General features: G+C 71.5%; 18 protein-coding genes. 2 read left to right on the forward strand and 16 right to left on the reverse strand.

The window, feature by feature from the left end:
- Positions 1–136: 136 nt before the first annotated feature.
- Positions 137–346, reverse strand: a complete 210-nt coding sequence (locus AB0O91_RS20910) for a hypothetical protein (protein WP_363435271.1) — start codon at positions 344–346, stop codon at positions 137–139.
- Between the two features lie 170 nt (positions 347–516).
- Here AB0O91_RS20910 and AB0O91_RS20915 point away from each other — a divergent pair, with 170 nt between their 5' ends.
- Positions 517–1,485 carry a hypothetical protein gene (locus AB0O91_RS20915; protein ID WP_363435274.1) on the forward strand — a complete coding sequence of 323 codons (969 nt, stop codon included), beginning with the start codon at positions 517–519 and terminating at the stop codon, positions 1,483–1,485.
- Here the strand turns inward: AB0O91_RS20915 and AB0O91_RS20920 are convergent.
- From AB0O91_RS20920 to AB0O91_RS20935, 4 genes are all read right to left on the reverse strand, one after another.
- The gene (locus tag AB0O91_RS20920) at positions 1,469–1,693 is read right to left on the reverse strand and encodes a hypothetical protein (protein ID WP_363435276.1); all 225 of its coding nucleotides are present in this window, start codon (positions 1,691–1,693) and stop codon (positions 1,469–1,471) included. The genes AB0O91_RS20915 and AB0O91_RS20920 overlap by 17 nt on opposite strands.
- A gap of 156 nt (positions 1,694–1,849) precedes the next feature.
- Positions 1,850–2,017, reverse strand: a complete 168-nt coding sequence (locus AB0O91_RS20925) for a hypothetical protein (protein ID WP_363435278.1) — start codon at positions 2,015–2,017, stop codon at positions 1,850–1,852.
- A gap of 41 nt (positions 2,018–2,058) precedes the next feature.
- Positions 2,059–2,541, reverse strand: coding sequence for a hypothetical protein (locus tag AB0O91_RS20930; protein WP_363435281.1), 483 nt, complete (start codon positions 2,539–2,541; stop codon positions 2,059–2,061).
- An 824-nt stretch (positions 2,542–3,365) separates the two neighbouring features.
- Positions 3,366–3,596: a hypothetical protein gene (locus tag AB0O91_RS20935; RefSeq protein ID WP_363435284.1), complete on the reverse strand. Its 231-nt coding sequence runs from the start codon at positions 3,594–3,596 to the stop codon at positions 3,366–3,368.
- 255 nt (positions 3,597–3,851) lie between these two features.
- Between AB0O91_RS20935 and AB0O91_RS20940 the strand changes: the two genes are divergently transcribed.
- Positions 3,852–5,114, forward strand: coding sequence for a helix-turn-helix transcriptional regulator (locus AB0O91_RS20940; protein ID WP_363435287.1), 1,263 nt, complete (start codon positions 3,852–3,854; stop codon positions 5,112–5,114).
- A gap of 190 nt (positions 5,115–5,304) precedes the next feature.
- Here the strand turns inward: AB0O91_RS20940 and AB0O91_RS20945 are convergent, their stop codons facing one another.
- The 11 genes from AB0O91_RS20945 to AB0O91_RS20995 all read right to left on the reverse strand — a co-directional run bounded on the left by AB0O91_RS20945 (position 5,305) and on the right by AB0O91_RS20995 (position 15,787).
- The gene (locus AB0O91_RS20945; protein ID WP_363435289.1) at positions 5,305–5,847 is read right to left on the reverse strand and encodes a MucR family transcriptional regulator; all 543 of its coding nucleotides are present in this window, start codon (positions 5,845–5,847) and stop codon (positions 5,305–5,307) included.
- The gene (locus AB0O91_RS20950) at positions 5,847–6,254 is read right to left on the reverse strand and encodes a hypothetical protein (protein WP_363435292.1); all 408 of its coding nucleotides are present in this window, start codon (positions 6,252–6,254) and stop codon (positions 5,847–5,849) included. The genes AB0O91_RS20945 and AB0O91_RS20950 overlap by 1 nt, the downstream gene beginning before the upstream one ends.
- 133 nt (positions 6,255–6,387) lie before the next feature.
- Positions 6,388–6,645 carry a hypothetical protein gene (locus AB0O91_RS20955; protein ID WP_363435295.1) on the reverse strand — a complete coding sequence of 86 codons (258 nt, stop codon included), beginning with the start codon at positions 6,643–6,645 and terminating at the stop codon, positions 6,388–6,390.
- Positions 6,642–7,010: a hypothetical protein gene (locus AB0O91_RS20960; RefSeq protein WP_363435298.1), complete on the reverse strand. Its 369-nt coding sequence runs from the start codon at positions 7,008–7,010 to the stop codon at positions 6,642–6,644. The genes AB0O91_RS20955 and AB0O91_RS20960 overlap by 4 nt, the downstream gene beginning before the upstream one ends.
- 3 nt (positions 7,011–7,013) lie before the next feature.
- On the reverse strand, positions 7,014–7,922 hold the full coding sequence (locus tag AB0O91_RS20965; RefSeq protein WP_363435301.1) for a hypothetical protein: 909 nt from the start codon (positions 7,920–7,922) through the stop codon (positions 7,014–7,016).
- Positions 7,923–7,948: 26 nt separating this feature from the next.
- Positions 7,949–8,332 (reverse strand): hypothetical protein, encoded by a 384-nt coding sequence (locus AB0O91_RS20970; protein ID WP_363435304.1) that lies wholly within the window; start codon positions 8,330–8,332, stop codon positions 7,949–7,951.
- A 10-nt stretch (positions 8,333–8,342) separates the two neighbouring features.
- Entirely contained in the window at positions 8,343–8,915 is a 573-nt protein-coding gene (locus AB0O91_RS20975) for a hypothetical protein (protein ID WP_363435307.1), read from the reverse strand.
- On the reverse strand, positions 8,912–9,991 hold the full coding sequence (locus AB0O91_RS20980; protein ID WP_363435309.1) for a hypothetical protein: 1,080 nt from the start codon (positions 9,989–9,991) through the stop codon (positions 8,912–8,914). The genes AB0O91_RS20975 and AB0O91_RS20980 overlap by 4 nt, the downstream gene beginning before the upstream one ends.
- Entirely contained in the window at positions 9,991–11,022 is a 1,032-nt protein-coding gene (locus AB0O91_RS20985) for a hypothetical protein (protein ID WP_363435312.1), read from the reverse strand. Before AB0O91_RS20985 ends, AB0O91_RS20980 begins: the two co-directional genes overlap by 1 nt.
- Positions 11,023–11,032: 10 nt before the next feature.
- Complete coding sequence (locus tag AB0O91_RS20990; RefSeq protein ID WP_363435635.1) at positions 11,033–11,890, reverse strand: hypothetical protein; 858 nt, start codon at positions 11,888–11,890, stop codon at positions 11,033–11,035.
- A 24-nt stretch (positions 11,891–11,914) separates the two neighbouring features.
- Entirely contained in the window at positions 11,915–15,787 is a 3,873-nt protein-coding gene (locus AB0O91_RS20995; protein WP_363435315.1) for a phage tail tape measure protein, read from the reverse strand.
- Positions 15,788–15,793: the final 6 nt, after the last annotated feature.

Genomic DNA, 15,793 nt, shown 5'->3' on the forward strand with positions numbered 1-15,793 from the left:
GGATTCCCGGCAGCCTCCCGAGCGTCTGGGTTCCTACCGACTCTGGAGGTCCCGCCCTTCAGCGCCCGGTGAAAGCGGGCACTGAAGGGCGGAAGTCATGGGCACGCCCGGCCGCCTCTGCGGCCGGGCGCAGCCATCAGCCCCAGGACGAGTCGTCCGCGAGCGCAAGCGGGGTGACCGTCGGGCTCGGGGTCGAGTTCGGAGGCGCGATGCCCCAGCTGGAGTCGGCGACGCGCGCCGGAGCGGCCGGGGCCGAGGCGGCGGTCGTGCCAACCAGAAGTGCCAGGCCGGCGGTGAGGGTGGCGGCGGCGGCGCCGATTCGGATCGTGAGGCTGCGTGCGGGCATGGGCGTCCCCTCTCTGCTGCTCGCAGATGTGGTGTAAGAGGCAAGTGCGGAGCAAGTGGCTCCGGCTTGATCCAGTGTTCGCCTGAGTCGTTGCTTGTTCAAGTGCATCGGCCATACGATCGGCCAAACTCCCATATTGGAAGTTCATTTCGAGGGGCAAAATGGACAGTTTGGACCCGGTTGTGTCAGACGGACTTCTAAAATGGGAGTCCCGGATCCTCTATCAGGACATCGCAGCCGGCCGAGCAACTGCCCCCGGCCCGTCGCCGGCACTCGATGAGTTGCTCAGCCTCGGGCTCGTCGCGCCCGATACCGGTCGTCCCGGGCACTACCAGGTGCTGTCCGCTGCCGACGCCGCGCTCCGGATGCAGGAGCACTTCCTCCGGCTCGGCGCCCAACACCTCGCGCAGGCCGCCGCCCTGCCGCGGCTGTTCGACCCGCTGATCTCGTCCTACAGGGCCACTCACCCCGGATCCGACGGCGCTGTCGAGTACGTCGCCACCAAGCGGGAGATGCAGGAGCGGCTCGGGCCCATCATCGAGAACTGCCGCAAAGAGCTGCTGACAGCCCAGCCCAGCGGCGCCCGACCGCCCGCCATGCTCGCCATGAGCTACCAGCGCGACCTCGGGGTCATCGAACGCGGCGCCAAGATGCGCACCATCCACCGCGCCTCGGCGCGCCAGCACGGCCCCACCGCCAGTTGGGCCGCCACCATGACCAGCTACGGGGCGAAGGTGCGCACCCTCGCCTCGGAAGTCGGGTGGCCTCGCACGGTCGTCGTTGACCGGCGCGTCGCCGTCATAGAGACCCCTGACCCCGAGCGGGCCCTGCTCATCCGCGACGAGGCCCTCGTCGCGTACGTACGGCGAGCATGGCTGCGGGACTGGGACAGCGCACTTCCCTGGGACGGGACGCCGCTTCCTGAGGTCACCGCGATGCAGCACGGCATCCTCACCCAGCTCGCGCGCGACGTCACCCTGGAGGCGATCGCCTCGGGCCGCGGGGTGAGCCGACGGTGGATCAGCATGCAGCTGGAACCGCTGAAAGCCGCGCTCGGGGCGACCTCGCTGCACTCGCTGCTGTACTGGTGGGCGCGACACGAATCGCACTACCCGGAGCCGGTCAATCTGGAGAAATGATCACGCTGTACAGGCGACCGCCGAGCAGGATCTGCAGCTCGAACCGGCCGTCGTCCTCGCGGAGGTAGTCCTCGACGCGCCGCGTGCCGCCGTCCGCGCCGAGGAAGAAGAGGTACGCCCGTCGCTGGGCGCGGTCCAGCGGCAGGGCCTTGACGAGCGTGACGAGCGCGCCGACGGCCCCCTGCAGCGTGTCGTGAGTACTCGACACTGCAAGGAGGCCATCGGCGGTGAGGGTGTAGGTGCTCAGGGCGTGCTCCCCGGTCTGTCCCCCCGGGTGGCGGTGGCCGGAGTCTATCTCGAACTGCTGTTCGAACGCGCGAGCCTGGCCGACCGCACCGCCGCACGGCCGGCCAGGGGGCTCGTGCTACTCGCTCGGGATCGGCTCCATGAGGAACCCGAGACGAGCCGGCACAGGCTCGCCATCAGCCCGGAACACTGGCCAGCCCAGCGCCGGCTCCGGGTCGGGGGTCACCTGCTGCTGCCGGTACCAGGCAACGACGTGCGCGTAGCGCGGATCGATGTACTCACCCATCTGGACACCTCCTGTCGACTGTCCGGCAGCGTACGCGCCCGTCAAGCAGCCGACGGCTTGTTGCACGGCTTCTCCGGCTTCTTCATGGGCTTGATCGTGCAATTGGGCGCGTGCTGGCAGTTCGCCGCGACCGACACGAGGGCGTCGTCCGTCGGCGGCCGCCACAGCTCCGGGTCGACCTCGAAGCCGGCTTCCCGGATGGCGTCCTGCGTCTGCTCCAGGATGTCCGGGTCGAAGTTGTCCGGGTCGAACCCGGGCGCGTGGTGCACGAACCCGCCCTCCCGGGTGCACAGTTCGGCGTACGCCTCGGTGTGGACGATGAAGGCATGCCAGCCCTCATCCACGATGCGGCTCGGCGCCATCGCCAGGTACGGCCGGCGGGCGCCCGTGACGACGAACGCGAGCGCCTCGCGCACGATGCGCTCCGCCATCTCGACCGCCATGCCCTTGTTGTTGTCGAGCACGGTGGACACGACGGAGCTGTACGTCGTTGCGCTCACGAGCGACATCGGCGAGCTGGTCATGATGATGCTCCTCTCGGTGGTGTCGAGTGGTGCAGCCTCCCGGCGCTAAGGGCCAGGAGGAGTTCAGGGGGAAGAGCTAGCGGCCGGCGGGCCCGTCTGGTCGCCTTCCCCGGCGACCGGGGCGGGAGTTGTGGCTACCGGCCGCTGCCGAACGTGCCGCCCGGCTCGCACGTGCCGACGCACGGCGTACACAGGACTCGGGAGTAGGTGACGGCGGGGCCCCGCGCCAGGTGTTCACGGCCCCAGCGGGCAGAGTCTCCACCGACGGGTCTGCTGCAGGTCAGGCACGTGCGTGCGGCCGCGGTGTAGCACGGCCAGCACATGATCGCGCCCGGCCGCTCCGCCAGTGCAACGGTCGGCTGGGGCCCGGTCAGGTGCGGGCAGATCTGCAGCGACCCGTCGTGGAAGCACTGCATCACCCGAGCCCGCACGTCCTGCACCCACCGGTCCGCAGCCTCCGGGGAGAACGATCCGGTAGCCACCGCTCCCATGGACGTCAGGAGTTGGCCGGCGTGAGTGCTGCTGGCCAGGATCTGATCAGCCAGGCCGGTCATCGCCGGGTCGGGCGGCATGGTGCCTCCTGATGCGCGTCGCGGGGCGGGCAGTGTTCGACCTCAGCCACGTACGCAGTGAGGTCCTGGAGAAATCGGCCGCGGACCCAGCGCCCGCAGACGGTGCACAGCCCGCACTCGACCTGCTCCTCGGCCGCGGCCGCAGGCGCGGACGTCATCGCAGCCCCCGCAGCCGCCGACGACGGCGCCCCTCACCGATCTGCCAGAGCACCAGGGCCCGACGTCGCGCGCGGTCCAGATCGACCGAGCCGGTCACGGCGAGACCCCGTACGCCGCCGCAACGGTCATGCTGCACGGCCAGGGCACCTCGCAGCGCACACACTGGCCGTTGTCGCTGCGGTGCTCGTCCCGCAGGATCCGCGCCTCGGTCGCGACGCTGTTCTCCCGAGACACCTGGCTCGGCGGCCGCCGGCCACCGCCGGGGTCGAGCGACGGCAGCTCGATGCTGGTCTTCCGGGGGGTGGGGGTTTGCTCGGTGTTCACGGAGCGCTCCTGACCGTCTGAGGGAGGCGGCGCAGCAGCCCCGCGCCCACCACCGGGTCACAAGAGGCTGCCGCGCGCTGCCGCTCTCGGGCCCCAGGCCGGGTGTCCGGCACTTTCCTGTGGAGCGGCCGTTAGCTAGTCAACTCCCGGGGCATGCCGAAGGGAGGAGCCGCAAAGGGGGCCGATGAAGTGACCCCGGGGCCGTTTCCTGGAGGCACAATTGATGCCTCGTCACCTACGATCAAGGGGAAGAGCGTGGCCGTCACCCCGAACGGAATCGGCGAGCTGCTGCGCGCGACGCGCGAGCAAGCGGGGCTGACGCGGGAAGAACAGGCCGCTGCGGTCGGGGAGGCGATGGGCGAGTGGTGCAGCCCTGACACGGTGAAGAACTGGGAAACGGAGAAGCGCCTTCCGCGACAGCCCTCGCTCTCAGGCATCGTCGGCGCCTACGGTCTCTCCATGGAGCAGGTGGCCGAGGCTGTAGCCCGATCTCGGCTGTATCGGCGCAAGCACAGCACGGAGGACACCGTGAACCGGCGGAAGTTCATCGGAACGGGCATGGCCGCGGCGGCCGGAATCGTAGTGCTGCCAGGCATCGCCCAGGCCCGAGAAGGCATCGAGTCAGCACTCACACCATCTGAGGACGGCGACCTCAACTACCTGGAAGCGGCTTTCGAGCGGCATCGGGGAGGGTACCGGGGACGTTCTCCGGACCGAGTCCTAGCCGAGATGCTGTCCGACCTAGACCTGCTCCAGGACGTCCTCCGACGCCCGCACTCGGCGCGTTCTCGTACGGACCTCGCCCGGACGGCCGCCGGAATCACGGGGCTGGTCGCCATCGTCCAGCACGACCGGGGTGATCAGCGCTCGGCGTTCCAGTGGTTCGCCACTGCTGAGCGTGCCGCCCGGGAGTCCGGCGATCAGCGGATGCTGGCGTGGGTCCTTGCTCGGCACGCGATGGTCCCGCTGAACTACGGGGCACCGGAAGTCGCCGCCAAGATCGCCGAGCGTGCGCGGGCCGAAGCAGGCGACGGCCCGACCGCAGCCGGCGCTCTGGCTGCAGCTGTCACGGCTCGCGCGCTGGCGGCCTCCGGCAACATGTCGGGGGCCGCGCAGGCTGTCGCCGATGTCCACACCCTCGCAGAGCGGCTGGACGGTGCAGAATCTGCGGACACCTGGTTCGGCTATCCCGAGCAGAAGCATCACGTTCACCTGTCCCAGGCCTACGTCTTGCTCGGCGATTCCAGCCGCTCCTACGCCGCACAGGAGGCAGCCCTGGGCTTGACCGACTCGCCGTCCGTGATGACGCGGGCGCTGCTGGCCATGGACACCGCCGCCTGCCTGCGGGTTGACGGAGATCAGACCGGCGCAGCCGCGATGGCCGTGGGCGTGTGGGACCGGCTGCCAGGTGACTACCGGGAAGGCCTGATCCGGTCTCGGGCCGAACTGCTGCACCAGCAACTCACCGGCCGCGCACACACTGCCCTTGGCGAATCCCTCGCAGAGAGGGACGGCTGACCCATTTGGTCACAGGTCAGCCACAGCGGGATCACCCGGCGGCGGTCGGCCGGTAGGTTCGTGCCCCACCGGCCACAGGAGGACCCGCGCCCAAGATCGTTACCAAGTACCGCGGGTTCGACGGCCAGTACCCGCAGGGCTGACCCCAGACGCGACGATGCCCCGCCCGACCGAAGTCGGGCGGGGCACATCAGGTCGCGTTACGCCGGCGCCACCGCTTGACGGTACTGGCGCCCACCCCAATCCGGGCGGCCGCAGCGCGGGACGGAAGGTTGCTCGTCGCTCTGATCGCCTCCTCCATCGAGGCGAATCCAGCCGCGCGGGCCGTTGCGTCGAGGGCTTCCCGGCGTGCTTGCTGGGCAGATGGGAGAGTCCGCAGGGCGCCACTGCGACGGGCGGCCCGAACCGCGTTAAGCCCGTCAGTGCCAGCGCGGGCCTCCGCCGACCGGCGAGCGAGCTCCGAAAGCGGAGGAGTGGAAGCGCGCATCCTACCTACCAGCTCCGGGTCATCAACCATGGCCTTGAGGCGCCCGGCTGACAGGGCGTTCCGCGTGGCTGTAGCCATCAAGGCCGTACCGGCGGGGAGTTGGTGCTCGGCCCGGTAATCGGCAGCCGTGATCTGGTGGATTCGGTAGAGGTGTGGGCCGAGGGAACGGAAGCGGCGCCCGCACGACAGGCAGGTCACCAGACCATCCGGGTCCGCTCCAGCAGGCCGGGGGGGCCGGCGGCCCATCAGCGGCGGCCGTCGCGGATCTGGTAGATCCGCTCCCGGCTGAGGTCGGCCCGCGCCGCAATGCTGGTGACGGGAGCCTTCACCGCGAGAGCGTGGCGGATGCTGTCAGCGAGTTCCTCGGTCGCCTGGGCGACGACGCGGTCACGATACTGCCGGGCCTCCTCGACCTGCTGCAGAGCGACGGCCTGAGCGGAGTCTGCGGGCTCACCGGGGATGTCGCTGTTGAGCTGGTCGGCGATGACCTGCCAGTCGGCGTTCGAGTAGTCGCCGAAGTCGTCAGCGTCGAACTCGCCGAGGAGTGTGGCGATGTCGTCGTAGGTGACCGGTGCGAGGTCGTCGCCACGGTCGATGGTGGAGCGGTTGGCGAAGGCGGCGCGGATCTGGCGAGGGGTGACGAGAGCGGACATAGCGTCCTCCGGTGTCCGGCGCCAACTTGTGTAGCGCGCTTGACATAAGAATGCCCGCCCGGCCCCAAAGTGTCAAGCACGCTACATGGCAAGCCGCCCCCGCCCTCCCGGAGGAGAGCGGGGGCGCGGTGGTTCAGCGGGAGATGAGAGGGGCGACGCCGGCCACCAGTCCCGCGAGGCCGGTCAGCGCGCCGATTGCGGGCAGAGGCCACCGGCCCCGCTCCAGCGAGTCCAGCCGCCCCTCGTGGTCGTCGAGCCGCCGGTCGGTCTGGTCACCGCGCTGGACGAGCAGCTGCAGCTGCCCCTGGGTGGTGGCGTTGCCCACGTCCACCGACCGACGCAGTTCAGCGAGTTCGAGCGCGATGGACACCTCCGGGGCTGGGCTGGTCACTGGCGGCTCGCGGGCAGAGGCGGCAGCTGCGCGGGAGCGGGCACGGGCGCGGTCACCTGCGTGCGGGTCCACATCGCCACGGCGGCAGCCACCAGCGACATCACGACGGCCTGCCGGTCGGCCGACCAGTCCAGCCCGTATCCGACGGCGAGGGCGATGGCGGCCTGGACCAGGCCGAGGATCGCGGCGGCCGCGCCGTCGTGGACCATGAACGCCACGACGGCGCCGACCAGTGCGGCGGCCAGGGCGTTGATGAGGGCCTGCTGGTCCGGGGTCACGTCGAGGCCGAACGCGGCGGCCGCCTTGACGACGATGGCAACGAGGCCGAGCCACAGGGCGGGCTCGCGGCCGAAGATGCGCGGCATGGATCAGGCCCCCTTCGGGGTGGTGTTGACGGTGAGGGTGATGCCGCTCGTAAGGGCCTGGGCCACTGCACCCGGGGCCGCGTCGATCTTCTGCGCGAGCCCGGCGACGCCGGCCGCGCCGAGCTTGTAGTCGAGGACCGCGCCCATGCTGGACTGGCTGCACTGGTGGTACCAGTTGATCAGCCAGGTGAGGTTGTCGTCGGCGCCGTTCGGGGGCTGGCCAGCGCAGGCCTGGGCGAGCAGGTACACGACCCGCTGGGCTACGCGGTCGACGTCATCGGCGGTCAGGGGCATGTCGTCCTCCGAGGGAGTGGGCGCCGGGGTCGGCGCGGTGAAGTCGGGCCAGGAGCCCGGGTCGGTGTGGTCGTTCTCCGGCACGTGCGCGTGCGCGTACCAGCCGCCCTGCGTCTCCCACACCTGCTCGTTGCGGTGCGAGGTGAAGTCGGTCGGGTGGCCCATCGGCCAGGTGTCGGGCACGCCCCAGGAGGAGATCCAGGCGTGGAGGCGGTCCCAGCCCGCACACGGGGTGTCCACCAGCCGCGGGTAGACGACGCCGTCCTTGCGGCAGTAGGGGAAGAACACTGCCTCGATCTGAATCACGACCCGGCCAGCCCGATTGGTCCTCGTCCCGCCCGGCTGGTCCACGACCGACTTGGAGCGGGAGTCGGCGGGGAAGAGCTGGGCGATGCGGCCGCTGAACGGGTCCCAGATGATGTGGGGTGCCGCGCCGGCGCCGCTGGTGGTGAAGTAGTTGACGAGGTCGTCGAAGGTGCACCAGTCCTGCGGCGCGGCGGCGGTGGCGTTGCGGTCCCAGGTTATGTGGGCGATCGCCTTGGGCGGATACTGCTGGTCGGTCGGTGCGTGGTCGCCGAGGTCGTGCACCTCGGCGCCGGGCATCCAGAGGTCGGGCATGTGTCCCTCCTCGAGGGCGGGTTGGGTCAGGTGAGCGGGACGTCCGCGGCGGTCGAGGTGACTGCGAAGTTGCTGTAGTGGCGCAGGACGACGGTGTTCCCGGCGGTCTTGAGGGGCTGCGCGATGTCGCTGGCGGCCCGGATGCCGCCGGTGTACTGCGCGGTGCTGGCCGGCCAGCCGGGGATGTCGTCGTTGCTGGTGAACGCCCACACCTGCCAGCTGTTGGTGCCGGAGGTGGTGGGCATGTTGACGGAGATGAGCCACAACTCGCCGTAGACCGTGGGTACTCCGGGCTGCGGCGGTGCGGCCTGTCCGGCCCGGCCTGCGCGGTACTCGGCTCCGGCGACCTGGTCGAGGTAGCCGGTGAGGGTGGGTGTGTCCGGGGCGACGACGATGCCGATGAAGCGCACGGGGGACTCCTTAGGACTGGACGCCGTACAGGTAGCGGGTGGTGCCGTAGACGTTGCCGGCGCCGGAGGTGACCTGGGCTTGGAGGGTGAACTCGACCTCGGCCATGTGCACGAAGCTCGGCAGCGGCGCGGTGGTGTTGAGCTCGGCGCCGACGGCCCCGGTGGCGACGGGGGTGCCGTTGACGCACAGGCGGATCTGGCCGGCGGTGCCGCTGTCGGTGACCACGGCGGCCCGGATTCGCACCTTGGGGTGCTGGGTGATGCCGCGCGAGCGGGCGATCGTGGTCCAGGAACTTGCCGCGGTTCTGGGCCAGTTCGCGGAGTTGTCGTCGGTGGGCGGGCTGTAGGCGACCCAGGGGCGGGCGAGGCCGGATCCGGCGACCGGGTCCTCGGCGATGAGGGTGTTGCCGGCCCGGTCGAGCCACGACCAGGTGGCCGTGACGCGGGCGGCGATCGTGCCGTCGGCCCGGCGCAGCAGGGAGAGGAGTTGGGCGGCGCGTTCGCGGGCCTCCCGGCGGATCTGGTCGACGGCGCGTCCGAAATCGGCTGCGGTGGTGGGGAGTTGGTCGCGGCGGACGCTCACTGGTCCTCCAGCAGGATCGGGGAGACGGTGTTGTTCTCTGCGTCGAGTTCCCAGGCGTAGGCGCGGGCGACGGTGGTGGCGCCGGTCGGGTGGCGCTGTGAGCTGGCGATGTTGACGGCGATGCTGTCGCCGAGCGCCCAGTCCGTGCCCAGGCGCGGGGCGGCGGAGGCGGCGGCGTGCACCGTCCAGGCTGCGGAGCCGAGTTGGAGGAGGCCGAGTGCCTCGGTGGCGTGGGCGTCGAGTTGGGAGGTGTCCGTGATGCCGCTGGCGGGCTGGTAGCGGTACTCCCACAGGCACCAGCCGTCGGCGATCAGGGAGGCGGCGGTGTGCGGGGCGGAGGTGATGCGGGAGTTGCCCTGGGTCTCTCCGCGGGCGGTGGCCGAGGTGGCGCCGCGGCCGCGCTCGTAGGACTCCGTCAGGGTGTAGTCGGTGACGCAGCCGGGCAGGTCGAACTGTGCTTCGGGCCTGGCGGACTGGACGCCGATCTGCGGGCGGATCCGCAGCACCAGCTGTACGGCGGTCTGCGCGGCGTTCGCCCAGACGGTGTCGATGGTCCACTCCGGGGCCGCGGACATCGCGTCGATCTCCTGCAGGCAGGACAGGACGGTCTTGTCGTCGGAGTCCTGGACGGTGTAGTTGCCGAGGGTGCCGGATGGCACGGAGTCGACGGCGAACGGCGGCCCCTGGGTGAGGAGCGGCTGCGCGACCTGCGCCATAGCGGTCGACAGGTCCACGCCCGTGCCCGTGTAGGCCGTGTACCGGCGGTCGAGGTAGCACTCCGGAGTGGAGGCGGTGATCGCGACGGTGTCCGCACTGCCGCCGGCGCGGGTCAGTGGGATGCCGGACCACAGGGGGACGCCGGTCGTCGCATCGACGGCGACGAGCAGCGTGCGACCCGGGTCGGTCGCGGGCTGCCAGGCCGGCGGGGCGCCGGCGAGGGCGAGGTCGAAGGAGGTGGTCGTGACGGCGCCGAGCCGTCGGGAGAGCGGCTGGGCCGGGGTGAGGGCGGGCAGTTCCTCGGCGATCCGTCCGGTGCGCAGGTCGCAGCCGTACCAGGTGAGGGTGACCGGGCCCATCAGGCGCCCTCGTAGCTGACGTTCCAGAGGATCTGCTGGCCGGCGGCGGGGGCGACCGGGACGGTGCCGGAGACGTTGTCGAACGAGACGTTGGAGAACGGCGACTTGGCGATCAGCGCGGCCTTGCCGCCGTCGGCGGGGTTGCAGCTGACCGCGCCGAGGTAGTTGTTGCCGCCGGCGATCAGGTTGAGCGAGCCGAGGCGGGTGAACCCTGAGGCCTGCGGGGTGGGCATGCTGATGAACCACAGGCCCGTGCCAGTGTTCGTGGTCGACCCGATGGTGAACGAGCCGGACCACTGGACCTGGTTGCCGATGCGGGTCCACCGCGAGGTGAGGGTGCCGTTGCCGAGGCTGGCGCCGCCGCCGAGGGAGGAGAACGTCGGCGTGAAGCTCGTGGAGTCGCCCTGGGCGGTCCAGGCGGAGCCGTTCCAGTACTCGGGGCAGCCGCGGACGGTGTTGTAGCGGGCCTGCCCGGTGTAGGAGCCGGTCGCGGCGAGGTCGGTGGCGGAGGTGACGGGCAGGATGCCGCCGGGGGCGACGGTGACCGGCAGGACGGAGCCGTTGACGGTGGGCGCGCCGGCGCCGGTCGGGGGGACGGTGATGGTCGCCAGCGGGATGTAGATCTCGGTGGGGCCCGGGGAGGGGGCCACCGGTGCGGCCGCCGCGGTGCCCGGCAGGTAGACGGCGTCCGCCTGGCGCAGGCCGGTGGCGTCCACGGCGGTGTCCCAGACGCGCAGGTACACCAGGTCGATCCGGGTGTAGGTGGCGTTCGCGGCGGTGAGGGTGCCGGGGGACGTCGCCGCGAGGTAGGCCCGGTACACGCCCTGGCCGGACCGGTACAGGGTGGCGACACCGGCGCCGACGTTGATCGTGGTGCCGGACAGGGTGACGGTCAGCCCGGGGTCGCCCGGGCGCGCGCCGGGCCGGGAACCCAGCACGGTGCCGTCGGTCATGGCGAGCATGCTGTCCATGGACCGCAGGTCGGCCTCGTTGTAGGAGAGCGTCGGCTCCCACAGGGGTCGGGTGGGCATGGGGGCCTCCTCACATCCAGGCTGAGCGGCAGGTGCCGGTCAGCATCGCCGCGGGGCTGTAGCTGTTCGCGTTCCACTGGACGGTGGCGGATCCTCCTGGCGGGATCTCGGGCCACTGTCCGGACAGGTAGCGGCGCCTGCTGGTGGCGCCGTTGAGCATCGCGGTGTGCGCGTTGCAGTCGATGACCAGCCGGTCGCCGGGGCCGAGGGCGTCGTTGTAGGTGAGCTGGCGCACCGTGCCGTCGCTGACCTGGACGACGATCGCCGCCGGCGGCGTGATGGGCCCGGTGATGGTGAACACGGGCCGGGTGCCGATCGTCCCGGTGTTGGCCAGGGTGAGGCGCCCGGACTGGCTGCCGCTGGCGATGGTCAGCGGCAGCGTCCACGGCAGTGCGGTGCCGCCGGTGATCTGCGGCAGCCCGGTCTGCTGGGTCTGCAGGGTGGTGGAGTAGCGGCGCGGGTCGGCCGCGGTCAGCAGGGCGCTGTACGTGGCCACCCGGTCGGTCTGGCGCTCGATCAGGAGCTTGCCGCTGCGGCGGACGGTGCACCGCTTCGGCGTGGTCTCCCACACCGTGAACGTGGTGTCGCCGAGAGAGACTGCGGCCTGGAACTGGTCCATCGCGGCGTCCAGCGTCGCCCGGCCGGGGGCGACGATCGTGCCCTGCGGCGCGAGGACCCGCGGGTGGAGGTAGGCGGGACTCGCCCACGCGCCGTGGTCGGACTGCCGCAGCGCGTGGGTGATCCGGATATCCGGGCTGTCCCAGCCCTCCAGCTTGGTCAGCACCCAGGCGACGCCGGCGCTGTCGACGCCGCCGAGCGGGATGGTGCCGAGGTCGACCCGCAGGCCGCCGAGCGTGCTCCCGGGCATGTACGCCACGACACCACCCCTTTCTCAGCTGACGAACTGCAGGTGCCGCACCAGGTCGGCGGCCTGCTCGCGACTGGACTGCTGGGCCCCGTGCAGGTGGAGTTCGATCTGCCGGGACTGGTCGTAGCTCGTACTCGAGGTCGCCCCAGCGCCGGTGACAACCCGGGCCGGGACGAGCTGGTACCCGAACCGGTCCGCGACCTGGCCCAGGATCCGCTCCGAGCGCACTCGCTTCGCCGGGGACAGCGGGATGTACGCCTCGCCGCCGGTCTCCGGCTCCGCCCACAGCCGCATGGCGCCGGCCGGGGCGATCTGGGCGACGTGGCGTTCACTTCCCTGCGCGAACGCGGTGATCCCGCCGTCGGCGTAGGCGTAGTTGATACCGCCGTTGGCCCAGCCGACCGGGAGGTGCCGGTCGGAGTAGGTCATCCACGACACGTCCACCGAGACGCTCTTGCTCGACGGGATCTGCGCGATCTTGCTGATCAGGGCGTTCAGGTTGTTCTGCGCCTGTGCGGTGGGGACGGTGATCTCCATCTGCCGGCCGCCCGGCAGCTCCCTGACCTTGACCCCGACGGACTCCAGGTCCCTGACGGCCTCCGCGGTCAGGGCCGAAACGGTGATCTTGGTGCCCTCGGCGAGGTGCGTGGTCAGGCCCTGGACGTACAGGAGCTCCTTCTGCGTCTGGCTCATGCCGGGGGTCGCCATGGTGATCGCCAGGTAGGACGGGATCAGGCCCATCCGATAGGCGAGCATCTTCGCCTGGTCGCCGGTCAAGCCGAACTCGGTGCCGGCTTTCACCGTGGCCTCCCATGCGGTCTGCATGGGGGCTTCGGCGCGGCTCAGTGCCTCGGTGAGGGAGACGCCCTGGGAGCGGGCCAGGTCGTAGCTGGCCTGGGCCGCCTGGGCCGTCCCCTCCGTCAGGCTCTGGAGCTTGTTCCAGAGCGTCTGGCCGTTCTCCGTCGTCGTGTTCAGGCTGCCGTCGACCGCGAGGAGCGCGGCCCCGTACCCCTGCGTCTTGTCGACGCCGTTCGCCCAGCTCGCGTTGAGGTCCAGCACCTCGCGGTTCATCCCGGCCATCGCGGCCTCTACCTCGAGCTGGCCGCCGGACAGCAGCTTCAGCGCGTCCTTGAGGGCGCGGGCCTTGGTGTCCGCGTCCGCCTCGGTCTTGCTGAGGGTGTCGATCGCGGCCTTCAGCCTGCCGGTAGGGCTGGTCGCGTCGCCGGCCGCGTCGCCGGATCCCCGGACCGCGCCGGCCAAGTCCTTCTGCCGCTCGATGGCCTTGGGTACTTCGCCGTCGAGCTGGGCCAGCGCGTCGGCCGCGGCCTTGTACTGGCGCCCCTGCTCATGGGTGAGTACCTGGTCCTTCTCGCTGCCGGCCCGCGACGCGGCGTAGGACTTGGCGAGCTCCTCGAGCTTCTGCCGCAGCTGGGGGATGCTGCTGCCCTGGCCGAGGTAGGCGTCGGTCAGCTCGCTCGCGCTGATCTTGGCCCTCTTCATGACGTCCAGCAGGGCGGTCTTGCCGTCCTTGAGTCGGGCGTCGGCGATCACCTGCACGGCCGCCGCGCGCACGGAGGCGTCGACCTCGCCGTGCGACTGCTGCAGGGCGGTGGTCAGGCTGGTGATGCGGCCCCGGTGGGCCTCGGCGGCGGCCGCGGCGAGCTGCTGCTTCTGCGCGAGGTGGTCCAGGCCGATCATGGCGGCGGCGATCGCGACGCCCCACGGGCCGCCCAGCAGGCTCCACAGGCCGCCGAGGGCGCCCCGCAGTCCCATGCCGGCTCCGGTGCCCACCGCGGAGGCGGTACCGGCGAGCGCGCCGCGGAAGCCGGCGAGCCGGCCGCCGCTCTCCTCGACGGCTGCCGAGGTCGAGCGGTAGGCCCCGGCCATCGCGCCGATCACCGGCACGTGCGCCTCGACCGCGGCGAACGCACCGCCCCAGCGGCCCATCGATACGCCGGCCTGCTCGGCGAGCGCCATCTGAGTCGCGATGCTGCCGTTGATGGAGCGGAACGCGTCCACGGCGGAGCGGCCGTAGCCGCCGACCGTGTCCTGCAGGGCCTGGATCTGCGGCCGGAACGGGCGCATGGCGATCATGCCCAGGATGGACAGCTGGATCGGCCCCGGCAGCGCGGAAAACGCGTGCGCGACGCTGCCGACAACGGAGGCGAGCGGCCCGAGTTCAGAGGACAGGCCGGCGACCAGGCCGATGCCGGCGTGCACCCGGCCGGCCAGCACCTCGACGGCCCCGGCATGGCTCAGCAGCGCGGAGCCTGACTCCTTCAGCGCGTCGGTGAACGGGGCCACCGCGCCCCGGGCGTTGCGGTAGACCTCGCCGAGGAGGTCGATGTCGTGCGCGACTACCGGCACAGCCCGGGTGGCCAGGTGCGCCAGGGTCGACCCGACCGGGCCCGCGATGGCCGCCGCGGCGTGCACGATCCGGGACCCGCCGGCAGCCAGGACCCGCTCGACCCCGGGCCCGTACAGCTCCCACAGCTGCTCTGCGGTCTTCAACCCCCGCTGGATGTAGGGGATCGACGCGGAGACGCTGTTGGCCATCGCGCGGGTGATGCCCTCCAGGTGCGGGGCGATGCCGAGGTAGATCTCCAGGACCGCGGCCTGCAGCTGCTTGCCGAGGCCGCGCATCGCGCCGCCCAGCCCCCGGGACTCGGCGGCCGCCAGCGCGGCGGCGCCGCCCGCCCGGCCGACCTGCACCGAGAACGAATCCCACGCCTCGGCGCCCTGGTGGGCCAGCGCCGTCATCGCGGAGAGCGCCGGCTTGCCGAACGCCATCGCACTCGCCGCCGTGAACTGCTGCTCGCTCAGCTTGTGCTGGGCGTCGTGCAGCTCATCGACGACGTAGCGCAGGCCCTTGAACCTGCCGCTCGAGTCGAACGCCTGGATGCCGAGCACCTTCAGACCCTCGGAAGCCTGTTTGGTCGGCTTGGCCAAGTTGACCAGGGCGCCGCGCAGGCTGGTGCCGGCGGTCTCACCGATGATCCCGCTTTTGCCCAGCAGGCCGATCGCGGTGGCCGTGTCCTCGATGCTGACGGAGAGCGAGTTCGCGGTCGGGCCGACGTACTTCATGGCGTAGTACATGTCCATCAGCTCGCCGCTGGCGGAGTTGGTGGCGTTGGCGAGGATGTCGGCGACCCGGGTGGCCTGGCTCGCCTTGAGGGCGAACTGGTCCATGATGTCGCCCTCGATGCGGGCGGCGGTGGCGACGTCGGTGCGGGCGGCCGCCGACAGCTGGATGGTGCCGCGCGCCGCCTTGATCGCGTCTTCGGCGGACAGGCCGGCCTTGGCCAGTTCGGACATCGCCTCGGCGGCCTCGGCGGCGTTCGCGCTGGGCAGTTTCATGTCGGCGCCCAGGGCCCTGGCCTCGCGGCCGGCCATCTCCATCTGGCCGCCCGAGGCGCGGGTGACCTCCATGAACTTGTTCATCGAGTCCTGGTACTCGTTGCCCTGGTGGACGATGTCGTGCAGGCCGTAGAGGATCGTGCCGCCGGCCAGCAGCAGGCCCAGGTGCTTGACGGAGTCCAGGGCGCCCTCGGTGCCGCGCTGGACGGTCTCCATGCCGCCGCGGGCGGCGGTGCCGATGCGGCCGAACGCGGGGGCTGCGGCCGAGACTTCCGCACCGACGGCGCGGGCGCTGCGGGCGGCGGTGGCGGTGGCCTGCTCGGCCTCCCGGACGGCGGCGGCGCCCCCGCGGGCGCCGGTGCCCAGCGCGGCGAGACCTGCTTGGGCGGCGCCGGCCTCGGCGGTCATCAGGGCGGTGCCGCGGCCGGCCCGCAGCGCGGACTCCTCCAGCGCGAGGGCGGAGGAGCCGGCGCCGCGCATCCGGCCGTCGAACTGGGAGGTGTCCGCAACCACCCGGACGGTCACTGTGCGGTCGGCCACGGGGCA

The organism is Kitasatospora sp. NPDC089797 (genome assembly GCF_040684795.1).
GTDB lineage: Bacteria > Actinomycetota > Actinomycetes > Streptomycetales > Streptomycetaceae > Kitasatospora.